At 74.2% G+C, this 17,479-nt stretch carries 17 protein-coding genes; all 17 read left to right on the forward strand.

Features of this window, described 5'->3' with window-relative positions; all coding sequences use genetic code 11:
• Positions 1-152: 152 nt before the first annotated feature.
• The 17 genes from OP18_RS62105 to OP18_RS39580 all read left to right on the forward strand — a co-directional run bounded on the left by OP18_RS62105 (position 153) and on the right by OP18_RS39580 (position 17,471).
• Positions 153-2,660, forward strand: a complete 2,508-nt coding sequence (locus OP18_RS62105; protein ID WP_033364310.1) for a sensor histidine kinase — start codon at positions 153-155, stop codon at positions 2,658-2,660.
• Positions 2,657-3,067, forward strand: a complete 411-nt coding sequence (locus OP18_RS39505) for a roadblock/LC7 domain-containing protein (protein ID WP_033364311.1) — start codon at positions 2,657-2,659, stop codon at positions 3,065-3,067. Before OP18_RS62105 ends, OP18_RS39505 begins: the two co-directional genes overlap by 4 nt.
• Positions 3,068-3,234: 167 nt before the next feature.
• Positions 3,235-3,621 (forward strand): DUF742 domain-containing protein, encoded by a 387-nt coding sequence (locus OP18_RS61255; RefSeq protein ID WP_033364351.1) that lies wholly within the window; start codon positions 3,235-3,237, stop codon positions 3,619-3,621.
• On the forward strand, positions 3,602-4,180 hold the full coding sequence (locus OP18_RS39515) for a GTP-binding protein (protein ID WP_033364312.1): 579 nt from the start codon (positions 3,602-3,604) through the stop codon (positions 4,178-4,180). Before OP18_RS61255 ends, OP18_RS39515 begins: the two co-directional genes overlap by 20 nt.
• 62 nt (positions 4,181-4,242) lie before the next feature.
• Complete coding sequence (gene kdd / locus OP18_RS39520; protein WP_033364313.1) at positions 4,243-5,397, forward strand: L-erythro-3,5-diaminohexanoate dehydrogenase; 1,155 nt, start codon at positions 4,243-4,245, stop codon at positions 5,395-5,397.
• Positions 5,394-6,947 carry an amidohydrolase gene (locus OP18_RS39525; RefSeq protein ID WP_081971495.1) on the forward strand — a complete coding sequence of 518 codons (1,554 nt, stop codon included), beginning with the start codon at positions 5,394-5,396 and terminating at the stop codon, positions 6,945-6,947. Before kdd ends, OP18_RS39525 begins: the two co-directional genes overlap by 4 nt.
• Positions 6,944-8,521 (forward strand): lysine 5,6-aminomutase subunit alpha, encoded by a 1,578-nt coding sequence (kamD, locus tag OP18_RS39530; RefSeq protein ID WP_052388006.1) that lies wholly within the window; start codon positions 6,944-6,946, stop codon positions 8,519-8,521. Before OP18_RS39525 ends, kamD begins: the two co-directional genes overlap by 4 nt.
• Positions 8,518-9,249 (forward strand): lysine 5,6-aminomutase subunit beta, encoded by a 732-nt coding sequence (gene kamE / locus OP18_RS39535; RefSeq protein WP_033364314.1) that lies wholly within the window; start codon positions 8,518-8,520, stop codon positions 9,247-9,249. The genes kamD and kamE overlap by 4 nt, the downstream gene beginning before the upstream one ends.
• Positions 9,246-9,629, forward strand: a complete 384-nt coding sequence (gene kal / locus OP18_RS39540) for a 3-aminobutyryl-CoA ammonia lyase (RefSeq protein ID WP_033364315.1) — start codon at positions 9,246-9,248, stop codon at positions 9,627-9,629. The genes kamE and kal overlap by 4 nt, the downstream gene beginning before the upstream one ends.
• Before the next feature lie 27 nt (positions 9,630-9,656).
• On the forward strand, positions 9,657-10,847 hold the full coding sequence (locus OP18_RS39545; RefSeq protein WP_425388692.1) for a glutamate mutase L: 1,191 nt from the start codon (positions 9,657-9,659) through the stop codon (positions 10,845-10,847).
• Positions 10,848-11,764: 917 nt separating this feature from the next.
• On the forward strand, positions 11,765-13,357 hold the full coding sequence (gene lnt, locus OP18_RS39550) for an apolipoprotein N-acyltransferase (protein WP_156090115.1): 1,593 nt from the start codon (positions 11,765-11,767) through the stop codon (positions 13,355-13,357).
• Positions 13,354-14,181: a polyprenol monophosphomannose synthase gene (locus tag OP18_RS39555; protein WP_052388007.1), complete on the forward strand. Its 828-nt coding sequence runs from the start codon at positions 13,354-13,356 to the stop codon at positions 14,179-14,181. Before lnt ends, OP18_RS39555 begins: the two co-directional genes overlap by 4 nt.
• Positions 14,182-14,190: 9 nt before the next feature.
• Positions 14,191-14,718: an FxsA family protein gene (locus OP18_RS39560; RefSeq protein WP_033364356.1), complete on the forward strand. Its 528-nt coding sequence runs from the start codon at positions 14,191-14,193 to the stop codon at positions 14,716-14,718.
• Positions 14,715-15,329 (forward strand): nucleoside/nucleotide kinase family protein, encoded by a 615-nt coding sequence (locus tag OP18_RS39565; protein ID WP_033364317.1) that lies wholly within the window; start codon positions 14,715-14,717, stop codon positions 15,327-15,329. Before OP18_RS39560 ends, OP18_RS39565 begins: the two co-directional genes overlap by 4 nt.
• Positions 15,326-16,411 carry a DUF4037 domain-containing protein gene (locus OP18_RS39570; RefSeq protein WP_033364318.1) on the forward strand — a complete coding sequence of 362 codons (1,086 nt, stop codon included), beginning with the start codon at positions 15,326-15,328 and terminating at the stop codon, positions 16,409-16,411. The genes OP18_RS39565 and OP18_RS39570 overlap by 4 nt, the downstream gene beginning before the upstream one ends.
• A 26-nt stretch (positions 16,412-16,437) precedes the next feature.
• Entirely contained in the window at positions 16,438-16,983 is a 546-nt protein-coding gene (locus OP18_RS39575) for a hypothetical protein (protein ID WP_033364319.1), read from the forward strand.
• A complete protein-coding gene (locus OP18_RS39580; protein WP_052388008.1) occupies positions 16,980-17,471 on the forward strand; it encodes a GNAT family N-acetyltransferase in 492 nt (163 codons plus the stop codon). The genes OP18_RS39575 and OP18_RS39580 overlap by 4 nt, the downstream gene beginning before the upstream one ends.
• Positions 17,472-17,479: the final 8 nt, after the last annotated feature.

Raw genomic sequence — 17,479 nt, forward strand, 5'->3', positions numbered from 1 at the left:
TCTTCGGGCGATCGAGTCGTGGCGGGAGATTCTTCTGTCTGTCATCCGGCTGGCCGGGAAAAACGCCCGTGGACATGACGGTGGGTCACCGTCGGGCGCGCATACGGTGGCGGTCCGCAACCGAACCGCACCCGAGCGATGCCCGAGGTCTCATGAACAACCGTTGGTCGATCCGCGCGAAGATCAATGCGATGCTGGCGATCCCGATCGTCATGCTCGCGGCGATCTGGCTGTTCGCGGTGAGCTTCACCCTTGAGCCGGCCCTGGACCTGCGCAACTCGAAGCTGGTCGGGGACAAGGTGACCGAGCCGGCCGAGGCGATGGTCGAGCAGCTGCAGGTCGAGCGGCAGTTGACGACGGTGTACGTGGCCGGTGGCCGCAAGGACGCCGCGGCGGTGCGGGAGCAGCGCGCGAAGACGGACGCGGCGGTGGCGCAGTTCCGGACGCTGGCCTCGGACGGCGACTTGCAGGACGTGGCGACGCAGGAGGCGAAGCAGGCGATCGCGTCGTCGACGAAGGCGCTGGACGGGTTGGCGCAGCTGCGGCAGCAGGCCGACGGCGGCGGGCAGGCGAGCGTGGTGCGGCAGGCGTACTCGGCGATCATCACCGGCACGTACGGCATCGCGGAGTCGGTGACGAACCATCAGGACTCCGAGGTGACGGAGGAGGCCACGGGCGTGTTCGTGCTGGGCCTGTCGCGGGACCTGTTCTCGCAGGAGGACGCGTTGGTGACCGAGGCGGCGGTGAGCGGGGTGTTCACCGCGGCGGCGCACACGGAGCTGGTGGCGCTGGTCGGGCAGCAGCGGTTGATCCTGCCGTACGGGGTGACGCTGCTGGCGGCGGAGACGCAGGCGCAGTTCGGTGCCCTCGCCGGCGGCGGGCCGATGTCGAAGCTGACGCAGTTGGAGAACCAGCTGCTGGCCACGGCGCCGGGTCCGGCGGAGGCGGCGGGGATCGACCTGCGGGCGTGGCGGGCGGCGTTCGACCCGGTGAACGTGGAGCTGAGGAACTTCCGGACGCTGGTGCAGCGGCACAACGTCCAGGCGGCGCAGGACGCGTCGGACGCGATCTTCCTGCGGCTGGGTGTGGCGGGTGCGCTGGGTCTGCTGGCGGTGGTGCTGTCGCTGGTGCTGTCGGTGCGGATCGGTCGGTCCCTCGCCCGGCGGTTGGACGGGCTGCGGGTGGCGGCGCTGGAGCTGGCCGACGAGCGGCTGCCGTCGGTGGTGTCGCGGTTGCGCCGGGGCGTGCAGGTGGATGTGGCGGCGGAGGCGCCGCCGTTGCGGCTCGGCACGGACGAGATCGGTCAGGTGGGTGAGGCGTTCAACTCGGTGCAGCGCACGGCGGTCGCGTCGGCGGTGGAGGAGTCGTCGGTACGGCAGGGCATGAACGAGGTGTTCCTGAACATCGCGCGCAGGTCGCAGACGTTGCTGCACCGGCAGTTGTCGCTGCTGGACGGGATGGAGCGGCGGACGTCGGAGCCGGATGACCTGGCGGACCTGTTCCGGGTCGATCATCTGGCGACGCGGATGCGGCGGCACGCGGAGGACCTGGTGATCCTGGCGGGTGCGGCGCCGGGGCGTGGGTGGCGCAACCCGGTGTCGGTGATCGACGTGGTGCGTGGCGCGGTGTCGGAGGTCGAGGACTACGCGCGGGTGCAGGTGCAGCAGGTGGGTGAGGGTGCGGTGGTCGGGCGGGCCGTCGGCGACATCATCCATCTGCTGGCGGAGCTGATCGAGAACGCGACGGCGTTCTCGCCGCCGCACACGCGGGTGAACGTGACGGGGCAGCTGGTCCCGAACGGTTTCGTGATCGAGATCGAGGACCGTGGGCTGGGGATGTCGGTGGAGGCGATCGCGGAGGCGAACCGGCGGCTCGTCGAGCCGCCGGAGTTCGACCCGGCGAACAGTGCCCGGTTGGGGCTGTTCGTGGTGGCGCAGCTGGCGGCGCGGCACGGGGTGCGGGTGGTGCTGCGGTCCTCGCCGTTCGGTGGGGTGACAGCGGTGGCGTTGCTGCCGACGGACCTCGTGGTGGCGCAGCCGGCGGTGGCGCCGTTGCCGGCTGGGGTGCCGGCGGACCTGTCGAACACGCGTGAGCTGCAGGTGGTGGCGCGGGAGCCGTTCTCGTGGCTGCCGGTGGACGGTGCCGGTGAGGTCGGTGAGCACACGCAGGTGTTGCCGGCGTCGTCGATCGGTCGGCGGCCGGCGCTGTCGGTGGTGCAGGAGCCGCCGGCGGGTGACGGGCGCCGTCCGGGGCCGGGTCCGTTGCCGCGGCAGCGGCCGGTCGGTCGTTCGGACGTGTCCCCCGGGTCGCCTGCCGGGTCGCCTGCCGGGCGGGCCGACGCGGACGATGGGCCCCCGGCCCGCCCGGCGGTGGTCGGTGCCGGTGGCGGGGTGTCGTCGGCGGGTCCGCGGGGGCTGCCGAAGCGGGTGCGGCAGCAGAGTCTGGCGCCGCAGTTGCAGCAGGACGCGGTGGCCGGGGACGCGCAGGAGGCGGAAGTGCCGCAGCCGGGGCGTTCCCCGGAGCAGCTGCGGCGGATGATGTCGTCGTTCCAGGCGGGCACGGCGCGGGGCCGGCACGCGAGCGCCGGTGACAGTGACAGTGACAGCACGGGCAGTACGGGCGGTACGGACAGCACGGGTCGTGACGGGGTGGCGGGATGACGGCGGCGCAGGGCAGCAACATCGGGTTGAACTGGCTGCTGGATGACCTGGTGGACCGGGTGCCGTCGGTGCAGCGGTCGGTGGTGCTGTCGGTGGACGGGCTGATGATGGGCGCGTCGAAGGGTCTGTCGCAGGAGGATGCGGAGCATCTGTCGGCGGTGGCGGCGGGGTTCCAGAGTCTGGCGCGGGGTGCGGGGCGGCACTTCGGTGGTGGCCCGGTGCGGCAGACGATCATCGAGATGGAGTCGGCGTTTCTGTTCGTGACGGCGGCGGGGCGTGGTGCGTGCCTGGCGGTGCTGGCGGAGGCGGACGCTGACATCGGGTTGATCGCGTACGAGATGGCGATGCTGGTGCAGCGGGTCGGGCAGAACCTGTCGACGTCGGCGCGTCCGGCGGCGGGCGGATGACGACGCCGCCGGGCCGGCACGCCGCCGGCCATCCGGACCGCGTGCCGGGTGGGCACGCCCAGCAGCCCGGGCAGCAGTACGGGCCGGCCGAGCAGTGGGTCGAGCGGCAGTGGGCGGAGCAGCAGCGTCGTGCCGGTGGGGCGTGGCCGGATGAGCCGCGGGGTGATCTGGCGGCGGAGCCGTGGACGGATCACACATGGGTGGATCAGGACGCGGGTCCGGTGGTGCGGCCGTACGCGATGACGGGTGGCCGGGTGCATCCGGCGTCGGGGTCGTTCGACGTGGTGGCGATGGTGGTGGCGAACCGGGCGGCGGTGGCGGGGCACGGGTACGGGCTGCAGCCGGAGCACCGGGCGATCCTGGCGTACGCGCGGGAGCCCTTGGCGGTGGCGGAGCTGGCGTCGCACCTGGACCTGGCGTTGGGTGTGGTGCGGGTGCTGCTGGGTGACCTGCTGGGTCAGGGGCTGATCGAGATGTACCACCCTGCGGTGGCGGGCGAGCTGCCGAGCGAGAGCATCCTGAAGGCGGTGATCAATGGACTCCGGGCGCTCTAGGCCGGTCCCGACGGCGATCAAGATTCTGGTCGCGGGTGGGTTCGGTGCGGGGAAGACGACGCTGGTCGGTGCGGTGAGTGAGATCCGGCCGTTGCAGACGGAGGAGTCGCTGACGGCGGCGGGGATCGGCACGGATGATCTGACCGGGGTGGAGCGCAAGTCGACCACGACGGTGGCGATGGACTTCGGGCGGATCACGATCGGTCAGGACGTGGTGCTGTATCTGTTCGGTACGCCGGGGCAGGATCGGTTCTGGTTCCTGTGGGACGAGCTGGCGCTGGGTGCGCTGGGGGCGGTGGTGCTGGCGGACACGCGCCGGTTGGCGGACTGTTTCCCGTCGATCGACTACTTCGAGCGGCGCGGCACGCCGTTCGTGGTGGCGGTGAACTGTTTCGATGACGCGTCGTCGTACACGGAGGCGGAGGTGCGGGAGGCGCTGGACCTGGACGCGCATGTGCCGTTGTTGTTGTGTGACGCGCGGGACCGGGAGTCGAGCAAGGCGGTGCTGATCGGGCTGGTGGAGCATGTGTTGGCGCTGTCGACGTCCCGGGTGCGGTAGTTCTTCCCGCTTGAGCGCTGGTGTGCCGGAAAATCTTCGGCTAACTTGTGGCAGTGCGGGAAATGACTTCGCCGATCGGGTTGCATCGGGTGGTGGCGCCGGCCGGGGTGCTGCCCCAGGCCGCGGACCGGCTGGACCCTGACCCGGTCATCGGCGCCGACGAGGTCCGTATCCGGGTGCGGCGGCTCAACCTGGACGCGGCGTCGTTCCATCAGCTGCGCACCGAGCACGGCGGCGACGGCGGCAAGGTCCGGGCCGCGGTGCTGGACATCGTCGGCAGCCGCGGCAAGATGCACAACCCGGTCACCGGGTCCGGCGGGATGCTCATCGGCACCGTCGAGGCCGTCGGCCCGGGCTCGCCGCTCGGGCTGCGGGTCGGTGACCAGGTGGCGACGCTGGTGTCGCTGACGTTGACGCCGCTGCACATCGCCGACGGGCTGCGCGACTGGGACGGGCTGTCGGAGCAGGTGCCGTGCGACGGGCACGCGATCCTGTTCGCCCGGTCGATCGCCGCGGTGCTGCCCGCCGACCTGGACCCGCAGCTGGCCCTCGCCGTGCTCGACGTGTGCGGGGCGCCGGCGCTGGTCGCCCGGGTCGTGCGCCAGTCCCTGCGGGCCCGCACCCGGACCGGCACCGACCCGGCGGCGGAGCCGGGGCGGCCGTTGCGGGTCGCGGTGCTCGGCGCGGCCGGCAAGAGCGGCTCCCTGGCTCTGGCCGCCGCCCGTGACGCCGCCCGTGACGCCGATCGCGACACGGCCGGTGGCCACCTGGCGGTGCGCACCGTCGGCGTGGTCCGCGACGAGACCGAACGGGCCCGGCTCACCGCGGCCGGTCTCGCCGACACCGTGATCATCGCCGACGCCCGCGACGCCGTCGGGCTCGCCGCCGCCCTCGACCACGCCGCAGGGGACGGCCCGGCGGGCGGCGGGGCCGCGGACGTCACCGTCGTCTGCGTCGACGTCCCCGGCTGCGAACACGCCGCCGTCCTGGCCACCGCCGCCGGCGGCACGGTGATCTTCTTCTCGATGGCCACGTCGTTCCCCGCCGCGGCGCTCGGCGCCGAAGGGCTCGCCGCCGACGTCACCATGCTCATCGGCAACGGCTACGTGCCGGGACACGCCGACTACGCGCTGCGGCTGCTGCGCGGCGACCGCGGCGTCCAGGACCTGTTTCAGGCGCGGCTCGCAACCGTCGCACCGCCCGGGTTGGCAGACTGAGCCGCATGCGAACCCTCTTCCGTGACGGCCGTGTCCACACCCCCGCCGACCCGTCCGCGACCGCGATGCTCGTCGACGGTGACACGATCGCCTGGCTCGGCCCGACCGCCGACGCGCCCACCGTCACCGGCGGCCGCGTCGACCGGGTCGTCGACCTCGACGGTGCGCTGGTCACCCCGGCGTTCGTCGACGCGCACGTGCACACCACGGCGACCGGGTTCACGCTGCGCGGGCTGAACCTCGCCGGCACCACGTCCCGCACGGCGGTCCTGGACGCGGTCGCCGCGCACGCCGCGACCCTGCCCGCGGACGCGATCGTCATCGGGCACGGCTGGGACGAGTCCGGGTGGATCGACCAGCGGACCCCGACCGCGGCCGAGCTCGACCGGGCCGGCGGCGGCCGCGGCGTGTACCTGTCCCGTGCGTGCGTGCACGCGGCGCTGGTGTCCAGCGGCCTGCTGACGGCGCCGGTGCGGGCGGCGGCCGGGTACGACGCGTCGGGGTGGCTGCGCCGCGACGCGCACCACCTGGTGCGGGAGGTCGCGTTCGGGTCGGTGACGCACGCGCAGATCCTCGACGCGCAACGCGCCGCGCTGACCCACGCGGCGTCGCTGGGGATCGCGTCGGTGCACGAGTGCGGCGGGCCCGGCACGTCGGGTGAGGCGGACTTCGTCGCGGCGTTGTCGCACGGCGACGGGTACCCGCAGGTGTTCGGGCTGTGGGGTGAGCCGAACGCGGCCGCGAAGGCCAAGGAGCTCGGGGCGGTCGGCGCGGCCGGGGACCTGTACGCCGACGGGGCGCTGGGCGCGCGGACCGCGCACCTGCGCAGCGCGTACCTCGACGGCGGCGACGGTGAGCACGGGCACGGGTACCTGAGCGTGCAGCAGGTGACGGCGCACCTGGTCGACTGCGCCGTGCACGGGGTGCAGGGCGGGTTCCACGCGATCGGTGACCAGGCGATCGCGACGGTCCTGGACGGGTTCGCGGGGGCGGCGAAACAGGTCGGGCTGGAGCGGATCCGGGCCGGTCGGCACCGCATCGAGCACGTGGAGCTGCTGGACAAGGCGTTGATCGCGGGGCTGGTCGACTACGGGATCGTGGCGAGCGTGCAGCCGGCGTTCGACCGGCTGTGGGGCGGTGAGCACGGCATGTACGCGCAGCGGCTCGGCCGGGCCCGGTCGTTGGCGTCGAACCCGATCGGTGCCCTGGCGGGGGTGGGGGTGTTGCTGGCGTTCGGGTCGGACTCGCCGGTGACGGACCTGGACCCGTGGGGGACGTGCCGGGCGGCGATGCGGCACCACAACCCGGTGCAGCGTATCGGGGCGAAGGCGGCGTTCGCGGCGCACACCCGCGGCGGGTGGCGGGCCGTCGGCGTCGACGACGAGGGGGTGCTGAACCCGGGCTGGTCGGCGACGTTCACGGTGTGGGACACGACGGAGGACATCAGTGAGGTGCTGCACACCGAGGACAACCCGCGGGCGCGGGTGACGGTGCTGCGGGGCCGGCCGATCCATGTCGGGCAGGGCGACGGCAGGCGGGAGCCGCGGTGAGCAAGCTGAAACTCGACCGGCGTACGGTGGCGACCGCGCGGCGGCTGGCGGCGGCCGCGGGGCGGCCGGTGGTCGAACTGGCGCGTTCGCACACGACGGTGTCGGTGGAGCGGGCAACGCTGCGGCTGGCCGGGATCACCGGCGCGGACCCGGACGGGATCCCGTGGGTGAACCGGCTCGTGGACACGATCGTGGAGCAGGTCGGGCTCGAGCACGGGGTGACCGGGCCGGTGTTCGAGGCGCTGCTGCGCGACGGGCACCAGGACCTGACGTTGCTGGCGCAGAAGGCGGCGGCGGGCAGCGTCACGTTCCGGGCGGGTGCGGTGCCGGCGGCGGCGCGGCGGGCCGGGACCCGGGCGGTGAAGGCCGGGCTGGCGCGCATCGACCGGCGCCGCGCGGAGCGGGAGCGGCTGATCCGGCGGCACGGCGACCCGCGGCAGCGGCCGTGGATCTACCTGATCGTCGCGACCGGCGACATCTACGAGGACATCCCGCAGGCGCAGGCGGCGGCGCGGGCCGGCGCGGACGTGATCGCGGTGATCCGGTCGACCGGGCAGTCGCTGCTGGACTACGTGCCGGAGGGCGCGACCCGGGAAGGGTTCGCCGGGACGTACGCGACGCAGGAGAACTTCCGGCTGATGCGGGCCGCGCTGGACGACACGTCGAAGGAGGTCGGCCGGTACGTCCGGCTGACGAACTACGCCTCAGGGCTGTGCATGCCGGAGATCGCGGCCCTCGCCGGGCTGGAACGGCTCGACATGATGCTCAACGACTCGATGTACGGGATCCTGTTCCGCGACATCAACCCGATCCGCACGTTCGTCGACCAGCGGTTCTCCCGGCAGATCCACGCCCGCGCCGGGATCATCATCAACACCGGTGAGGACAACTACCTCACGACCGCGGACGCGGTCGAGGCGGCGCACACGGTGACGGTGTCGCAGCTGCTCAACGAGTACTTCGCGCACGAGGCCGGACTGCGGGACTGGCAGCTGGGCCTCGGGCACGCGTTCGAGATCAACCCGGAGCTGCCGGAGTCGTTCCGGCTGGAGCTGGCGCACGCGCTGCTGGCGCGGGAGCTGTTCCCGGACGCGCCGCTGAAGTGGATGCCGCCGACGAAACACATGACCGGTGACGTGTTCCGCGGCAACCTGCTGGACGGGTTCTTCAACCTCGCCGGGGCGCTGACCGGGCAGGGGATCCTGCTGGTGGGGATGATGACGGAGGCGGTGGTGACGCCGTGGCTGTCGGACCGGGACATCGCGCTGCAGAACGTGCACTACGTGCTCGGCGCCGCCGGGAACCTGCACGAGGACTTCACGCCGGGGCCGTTCATCCGGCAGCGGGCGCACACGGTGCTGGACGAGGCGGTGACGTTGCTGCGGCAGATCGGCCGGCAGGGGCTGCTGACCGCGATCGGTGAAGGCACGTTCGGGATCATGCGGCGCCCCGCCGACCGGGGCAAAGGCCTCGACGGGGTCGCCGCCCGCGGCCCCGGGTACTGGAACCCGGCGATCGAGCTGCTCGATGCGCACGTCGAGGCGGACGTCGACGGGCAAGGGGGTGCGTCGTGAGTGCGGTGGTGCGGCCGTACGGGGACACGACCGGCGACGGCATGGTCCAGGTGAGTTTCACGCTGCCCCTGGCGGCCGACAAACGCGGGGAGGGCGCGGCGTTGCAGCTGGCCGGGAAGATGGGCATCGACCCGGCGATGGTGGTGCACACCCGGGCGATCGGCGAGCGGCACACGTTCTTCGTCGTGTACGGCCGGGTCAACCATCTCGTGGAGCCCGGGAAGGTCGTCGTCGCCGAGCGGGACTATCCGCTGCTGTCGGCGAAAGAGGTGAACGCGGCGATCCGGGCGAAGCTGCGGCGCAAGCTCGTCGTCGTCGGGGCGTGCATCGGCACCGACGCGCACACCGTCGGTATCGACGCCATCCTCAACGTGAAAGGGATCGCCGGTGAGAAGGGTCTGGAGTACTACCGGGAGTGCCGGGTGGTGAACCTCGGGGCGCAGGTCGCGGTCGCCGCGCTGGTGGAGCACGCCCGGGTGGAGAAGGCCGACGCGGTCCTGGTCAGTCAGGTCGTCACGCAACGCGACGCGCACCTGCACAACACGCGGGAGATGTCGGCGGCGTTCCGGGAGGCGTTCCCGGCGGCGCGCCGGCCGCTGCTCGTCGTCGGTGGGCCACGCTTCGACGAGCTGCAGACCGAGGAGCTCGGCGTCGACCGGATCTTCGGCCGGGGCACCACCCCGCGGGAGGTCGCGTCGTACCTGGTGCACGCGGTCGGTGCCCGGTGAGCGGGGCGGCGGTCGGGGTGCGGGTGACGCACCGGCGGTACGTGCCGTACTCGCACGCGCACTACGCCGGGAACCTCGTCGACGGCGCGTACAGCCTCGCGCTGTTCGGTGACGTCGCCACCGAGCTGTGCATCCGTACCGACGGTGACGAAGGGCTGTTCGCCGGGTACTCGACGGTGGCGTTCCACGCGCCGGTCCACGCCGGTGACGTGCTGGAGGTGACCGCGACGATCACCCGGGTCGGCACCCGGTCCAGGACGGTGGACTTCGCGTGTCACGTCGTGTGCCGGGGCACGCCGCAGGTGCGGGCGTCGGCGGCGCAGGTGCTGGACCCGCCGCTGCTGGCGGTGTCGGCGACCGGCACCGTCGTCGTGCCGTAGGGGTAGGCGACCGTGCTGGTGGCGTGTGTGGACGTCGGGTCGACGGACACGAAGCTCGCGGTCGTCGACGTCAGCGACGGCACGCTCGTGCGGACCGGCACCCACCCGACGACCGGCGGTGACGTCCTGCACGGCGTCGACGCGCTCCTCACCGACGCCGGCCCGGTCGGCGACGTGTACTGCTGCTCGTCGGCCGGGGGTGGGCTGCGGCTGGCGGTGATCGGCTACGAGGCGCTCGTGTCCGCCGACGCCGCGCACCGGGTCGCGTTGTCGGCCGGGGCGCGGGTCGTGCACGTCGCCGCCGGCCCGCAGGACCCGGCCGGGATCCGGGGGGTGCGGGCCGCCCGCCCGGACGTGGTGCTGCTCGTCGGTGGCACCGACGGCGGTGACGGTGACGTGCTGCTGCACAACGCGCGGCGGGTCGCCGCGGCCCGGTGGCGGGTCCCGGTCGTCGTGGCCGGCAACAGCGACGTGCGTGACGCCGCCGTGGACACGTTGACCGGGCGGGGTGTCCCGGCGGTCGGCGCCGGGAACGTCCTGCCCCGCATCGGGGTGCTCGAGCCGGCGTCGGCGCGCGCCGCGATCCGTGAGATGTTCCTGCGGCACGTCATCGGCGGCAAACACCTGTCGCGGGGGACCCGGTTCCCGCGGCTGGTGCGGATGGCGACCCCGGACGCGGTCCTGACCGGGGTGTCGCTGCTCGCCGACACCGCCGCCGCCGACGGTGACCTCCTCGTCGTGGACGTCGGTGGCGCGACGACCGACGTGTACAGCTGCCTCGTGCCCGACGGTGGTGGTGGGGTGGCGGGGACGTTGTGGCGGGCCCGGACCGTCGAGGGGGACCTCGGGGTGCGGTGGAACGTCGACGGTGTGCACGCCGCCGCGGCGCGGGAACACGTCACCGTCGCCGGTGGTGACCTCGGCGTCGCCGCCGCGGCGGCCGTCATCGGGGTGCGCCGGCACGCGCGCAGCGGCCGGGACCTGCGCAACGTCGGGGTCGTCGTCGCGTCCGGTGGCGTGTTCCGGCACGCCGCCCCGGCCGCGGCCCGCGCCGCCGTCGCGCCGGTCCTGCACGACCACGCCGGTGGGTGGGCGTTGCCGCGGGCGCCGCGGGTCACCGTCGACGACCGGTACGTCCTGGCGCCCGCCGGGCTCCTCGCCGCGGAGCACCCGGCCGCCGCGGCGGCGCTGCTGCGCGGGTACCTGCACAGCGGGTGACGGGCGGGGCAGCCGTACACGGCGGGCCGCGGGTCATCCACGGCGGGTGAACGACGCCCGACACACCGCGGCGCGCGCACCCGACACGCCGATCGGGGTGAATTACATCGTGTGCGACGGTTGACAGGGCCCCCCGCTGAGCGCGTAACGTCTTTGCGTCCTACTTCGGCGCGGGTGACCACGGTTCGCTACTCCCCAACGCCCACTGATCGGACGTCGCCGTCAACCGACGGGACGCCACCGGATCCAGCGGGCGGGGGTCGGCGGGGGCCGCGGGCCGGGCATCCACCGGTGTCAGGGCAGGGGGGTCACGCGACCAGTAGACAACGGCACGACCCGGGCAGCCAGCCCGCGCCGCGCCGGAACGAAGGCCGCGCCTGCACATCCCTGCCGCACCGGCCGGACAAGGGCCTGGGAGCGCGGGGCGCGACCTCGGTCGCGCCCCGATTTCAGCCCCGAAGCGCACCCCGCCCCTGCGGGCGGTCACCGGCAACGGTCGCGAGGGTGTGGTGACGGCCGGCCGGCCCCGTGCGACGACCGTGACAGGGCGAGTGGCACGCCAGGGGCCAGGGGACGGTCCAGCCACATCCCAGCACATTCACAGCGGCGGGCACCACCGCCGATTCCCTGTCCGACGTACCGTGGCCGCATAATTGGCGCCGCGGGCCGCACCGGCGCGCAGGCCCGACCCCACCCCAGCGGCGGGGACCGCGGGCCGTTCGACACGGCAGGGGATGGCGCAGGTGACCTTGGTCGACACCGGCAGCGCGGCGGACAGCCCAGGCGGCCCAGACCACCCGGACGGCCCAGACCACCCGGACGGCAGGGACGGCACGGACCACCTGGACGGCGCCGGCCGGGCGGTCGTGGACCGGCCCGAGGTGCCCGCCGGCGGGCCGGTGACGGCGCGGCGGTGGATGCCGCTGCCGCTGTGGGCCGCGACCCTCCTCGCCGCCGTCGCCGGGCCCGTCATGCTCGTCGCGTTCCCCCCGTACGGGTGGTGGTGGGCCGCACCGGTCGCGGTCGCCGCCGCCGCCGTCGCCGTGCACGGGCGGCGGCTGCGGGCAGGGTTCGGGCTCGGGCTGCTCACCGGCGCCGGGTTCTTCGCGCCGCTGCTGGAGTGGACGAACCTGCACACCGGCATGGTCCCGTGGCTGCTGCTGTCGACGCTGCAGGCGCTGTTCATCGGGCTGCTCGGCGCCGCCACCGCCTGGATCAGCCCGCTGCGCGCCCGGGCGTGGCTGTGGGCACCGGCGGTCGCCGCGCTGTGGACCGCGCAGGAGGCGTTGCGGGACCGGGCGCCGTTCGGCGGGTTCCCGTGGGGGCGGCTCGCGTTCAGCCAGGACACGTCGCCGCTGCTGCGGCTCGCCGCGGCCGGTGGGGCACCGCTCGTCACGTTCGCCGTCGCGCTCACCGGTGCCCTCCTCGCCGTGCCGTTGCTGCGTACCAGCACACCCCACGACCCGGCGCGGGCACGTGTCACCCCCGGGTGGAGTCGCAGGGTGAACCTGCTCGCCGGGCCCGCCGCCGCGGTGCTCGTGGTCGGCGCGGCGCTGCTCGCGCCGGTGCACCGGCCGACCGGCCCGGCCGTGTACGTGGCGGTCGTGCAGGGCAACGTGCCGCGGCTCGGCCTCGACTTCAACGAGCAGCGCCGCGCCGTGCTCGACAACCACGTGCGGGCCACCGTCGAGCTCGGGCGGGCCGTCACCCAGGACGGTGCCCGCCGCCCCGACCTCGTCGTGTGGCCGGAGAACTCCTCCGACATCGACCCGCTGCGCAACGCCGACGCCGCCGCCGCGATCAGCGCCGCCGCCCGTGCCGTCGGCGTGCCGATCCTCGTCGGGGCCGTCCTCACCGACCCCGACGTCGGCGTCGAGAACGCCGGCCTGGTCTGGGAGCCCGACGTCGACGCGGCCGGCAACCCGCGGCAGGGCGGCGTGTCCAGCCGGTACACCAAACGGCACCCGGTGCCGTTCGCCGAGACGATGCCGTTGCGGGACATCGCCCGCATCGTCAGCAAGGAGGTCGACCGGGTCTCCGACATGACCCCCGGGCACACCCCGGGGGTGCTGCGGGTCGGGCCCGCGACCGTCGGTGACGTCATCTGCTTCGAGGTCGCCTACGACGGGCTGGTCCGCGACACCGTCACCGGCGGCGCGCAGCTGCTGGCCGTGCAGACGAACAACGCCACGTTCGACGAGGCCGAGGCCCGCCAGCAGCTGGCGATGGTGCGGCTGCGGGCCGTCGAACACGGCCGGGACGCGCTCATGGCGTCCACCGTCGGGATCAGCGCGTTCGCCGACGCCGCCGGCGGCACCGACCAGGAGACCCGGTTCAACGAAGCGGCCGTCATCGCCGGTGAGCTGCACCTCGGGTCCGCGCGGACGCTCGCCACGGCCCTCGGCGCCGGCCCCGAATATGTGATCGTGGTGCTGGGTATTGCCGCTCTGGCGGCCGCGGCCGCCGTCCGCCGGCGCCACCGGACCCGACCGACCGAGGAGGACGTGTGAGCGCAACCGACCGAGGTGTGGACCAGTACCCCGGGGTCGGCAGGGTCCTCGTCATCATCCCCACGTACAACGAGGCCGACAACCTGCGGCTCATCGTCGGGCGGGTCCGGGCCGCCACGCCCGCCGTCGACGTCCTCATCGCCGACGACAACAGCCCCGACGGCACCGGCCGCATCGCCGATGAGCTCGCCGCCGGCGACCCGGCCGTGCACGTGCTGCACCGGCCCGGCAAGCAGGGGCTCGGCGCGGCGTACCTGGCGGGGTTCGCGTGGGGTGGTGAGCAGGGCTACGACGCGGTCGTGGAGATGGACGCCGACGGCTCGCACGCGCCGGAGGAGCTGCCGCGGCTGCTGGACGCGCTCGGCGACGCCGACGTCGTGCTCGGCTCCCGGTACGTCAAGGGCGGCAAGACCGTCGGATGGCCGTGGCACCGGCACCTGATCTCCCGCAGCGGCAACCTGTACGTGCGGGTCGCGCTCGGCATGGCGTTGCGGGACGCGACCGGCGGGTACCGCGCCTACCGCACCCCCGTCCTGGACAAGATCGACCTCGGGTCGATCGCGTCGCAGGGGTACTGTTTCCAGGTCGACCTCGCGTGGCGGGCGCACCGCAACGGGTTCCGCGTGCAGGAGGTCCCGATCACGTTCACCGAACGGCAACGCGGACACTCGAAGATGAGCTCGTCGATCGTGCAGGAAGCGTTGTGGCGGGTCACCGTGTGGGGTGCGGCGGCCCGCTGGGAGGCGCTGCGCCGCTCGGCCGCCGGCGGCGGTCCGCGTGACGCGCGCGCCGAGGCGCGGCAACGAACCCACCAGAGCAGTTGAGGTGTGACGATGCGGACGTTCGGATTCGCCGCCGCCGGGGCGCTGCTGCTGGTCATCGCCGAGATCGTCGTGTTCGTGCTGGTCGCGCACGCGATCGGCTGGTGGTGGGCGATCCTCGCCGGGATCGTCACCACCGTCGTCGGGGCGGTGCTGCTCAAACGGGAAGGGGTGCGGGCGTGGCAGCGGCTGCGGTCGGCGGTCAGCGAAGGACGCCCACCCGGCGGTGACGCCGGCACCGGCGTCGCCGGGCTCGCCGGGGCGCTGCTGCTGCTCGCCCCCGGGTTCATCACCGACACCGTGGGGCTGCTGCTGCTGATCCCGCCGGTGCGGGCGTTCGCCGGGCGGCAGATCCGGCAGGCGACCGAGGCGCGGATCTCCGCCGCCGCGGCCGGGGACCTGTTCGGGCCGCGGGTCGTCAAGGCGACCCGCGCCGACCCCGGCCCGGTGCCGACCCAGCCGGGCGCCGGTGAGATCCTGCAGGGTGAGGTCCTCGAAGGTGACGTGATCGACCCGCAGCACCGCCACCACAGCGCGTGAAGGCCCGACCCGTCACCGTCGGCGGGCTCGCCGCCGACCTCGCCGCCCGGGTGGCGAAGGCGCACGCGACCCGGGTCGCCGTGGACGGGGCACCGACCGCCGGTGGTGACGTCCTCGCCGACCGGATCGTCGCGCAACTGCAGGCCGACGGTGGGCACGCCGTGCACATCCCCGCCGGCGGGTTCCTGCGGCAGGCGTCGCTGCGGCTCGAACGCGGCAAGACGAACCCCGACGCGTACTACGAGGACTGGCTGGACCTGCGGGCGATCACCCGGGAGGTCCTCACCCCCGCCGGGCCCGGCGGCAGCGGACGGGTCCTGCCGTCGCTGTGGGACCCGGTCACCGACCGGGCGACCCGCGCCGCGTACCTGGAGCTGCCCGCCGGGACGGTCGTGGTCATGTCCGGCACCATGCTGCTCGGCGCCGGACTCGACTTCGACGTCACCGTGCACCTCACGCAGACGGCGGCGGCGATCGCGCGGCGCACGCAGCCGGAAATGCAGTGGACGTTGCCGGCGTTCCAGCGGTACGACGAGGAGGTGATGCCGCAGGCCCTCGCCGACGTCGTCGTGCGCGCCGACGACCCCCGCCACCCGGCGCTCGTGCTGTGACCGGCACCTTCCTGCCGGGGGTGCGGTTGTGCGGGGTGTTCTACCGCGACGCGGTCCGGCCGCTGCTGCAGGCACACCACCCTGGGCTGGCGCACGCCGCGGCCCGCATCGGCCCCGGCAGCGACGTCCTCGGCTACGACACGGCCCGCTCCACCGACCACGACTGGGGTCCGCGGCTCACCCTGTTCCTCGACCCCGCCGACCACGCCCGGCACGCCGCCGGCATCGACGCGATGCTGCGGCAGCGGCTGCCGAAGCAGGTACTCGGGTGGCCGACGCATTTCACACCACCGGACGCGCGGGTGCGGGTGATGACCACGACCGACGGGCCCGTCGCGCACCGCGTCGACATCACCACCGTCGAGGAGTGGACGAGGGCACAGTTCGGGGCGGCGTTCACCGGGACGCTGCTGGACTGGCTCGGCACGCCGGCGCAGGTGTTCGCCGAAACCGTCGGCGGTGCCGTCTACCACGACGACCACGGCACCCTCACCGCGCTGCGCAAGACGGTCGCCTGGTACCCGACCGACGTGTGGCGGTACGTGCTGGCCGCGCAGTGGACGCAGCTCGCGCAGGAGGAGGCGTTCCCCGGCCGGGCCGTCGAGGCCGGTGACGTGCTCGGCGCGCGGGTCGTCGCCGCGCGGCTCGCCCGGCAGGTGATGCGGCTGCGGCTGCTGCAGGCGCAGCGGTGGCCGCCGTACAGCAAATGGCTCGGCACCGCCCACGCGGCGCTGCCCGGACCCGGCATCGACCTCGACGGCCCGGTCGAGACGCTCGTCGGGGCGGTGGTGGGGGCTCTGGAGGACACCGCACGGCGGCAGAACGACCTCGGGCTGTGCGCGCCGGTCGACGCGACCCGCCGCCCGTACTTCGACCGGCCGTACGAGGTGATCGACGCCGGCCGGTACGCGGCCGCGCTGACCGCCGCGATCAGCGACCCGGTCATCGCCGCGCTGCCACCCGTCGGCGCCGTCGACCAGTACACCGACAGCAGCGACCTGCTGTGCGACGCAACGCTGCGGCGGGCGGTCGCCGCCGCCGTTCTGGACACCGCGGCGGCGGCGGTCCCGGGCACGGGGTGACCGTCGACGGGCTACCGTCGCAAGGTGTGAAGACGTTCTGGGTGGACCGTGACCGGGACCGGTACCTCACCGCGGTCCGGGACCGGGCCGGCGACTTCGCCGGGACGATCGGTGACATCGCACCCGTGGCGTTCGCGTGCGTCGCCTGGAGCGTCGCCGTCCCGCCCGCCCTCGACCCCGGGTACGTGCGGTGGCACCGGCGGGTCCTGACCGCGCAGTGCCGGCGCAACCCGTTCGACGGTGGCCTCACCGCCCGCGTCGAGCTCGTGTCGCCGCTGCCGGCGCCGCTGACCGCGTCGCGGACCTGGTGGCGGGACCGTGGGTGGCGCGGCTGGCCGGAGCTGTTCGGGCAGTTCGTGCAGCCGTCCGCGCAGGACCTCGCCCGGCACCCGCACCTGCGGGGGACGCTGCTGCTGGAGACGCCGCTGCCGCTGGACGGGCTGCCGACCCCGACCGAGGACCGGCACGTCGACGCCGCCGCCGAACGGGCCGTCGCGGTCCTCGTGCGGCACCTCGACGACGTCGTGCGGCCCGTCGTGGAGCAGCTGGACGCCGACCACGCGGCCCGGTGACCGCGGTACCGTCGCCGGGCAACTGGCAGACCCGGGCGTTGACCGGCGACGAGTGGCAGGTGAAACGGCGGCTGCGGCTCGCCGCGCTGCTGGACAGCCCGGCGGCGTTCGCCAGCAGCCACGCCCGTGAAGCGGGCCGCAGCGAGACGCAGTGGCGGGACTGGCCGCCGCACGGCAGCGCGTTCGCCGTGTTCGCCGGTGCCGAACCGGTCGGGATCGCGTGCGCGTGGACGACCCCGGCGCAGCCGGGCGTCACGCACCTGATCAGCATGTGGGTGTACCCGGCCGCGCGCGGGCAGCGGGTCGCGGGGCGGCTCGTCGACGCCGTCGCTGGGTGGGCGCGGCAGCGCGGGTCGTGCCGGGTCGAGCTGGAGGTCGCCGCCGGCAACGACGCGGCGATGCGCACGTATGCGCGGGCCGGGTTCACCGCGACCGGGCGGGAGCCGTTCACCGCCGGCGGGACCGTGCTGGAGCTGCGCCTCACGTGACGCGCCAC

This window comes from Dactylosporangium aurantiacum (assembly GCF_000716715.1).
GTDB classification, from domain to species: Bacteria; Actinomycetota; Actinomycetes; order Mycobacteriales; family Micromonosporaceae; genus Dactylosporangium; species Dactylosporangium aurantiacum.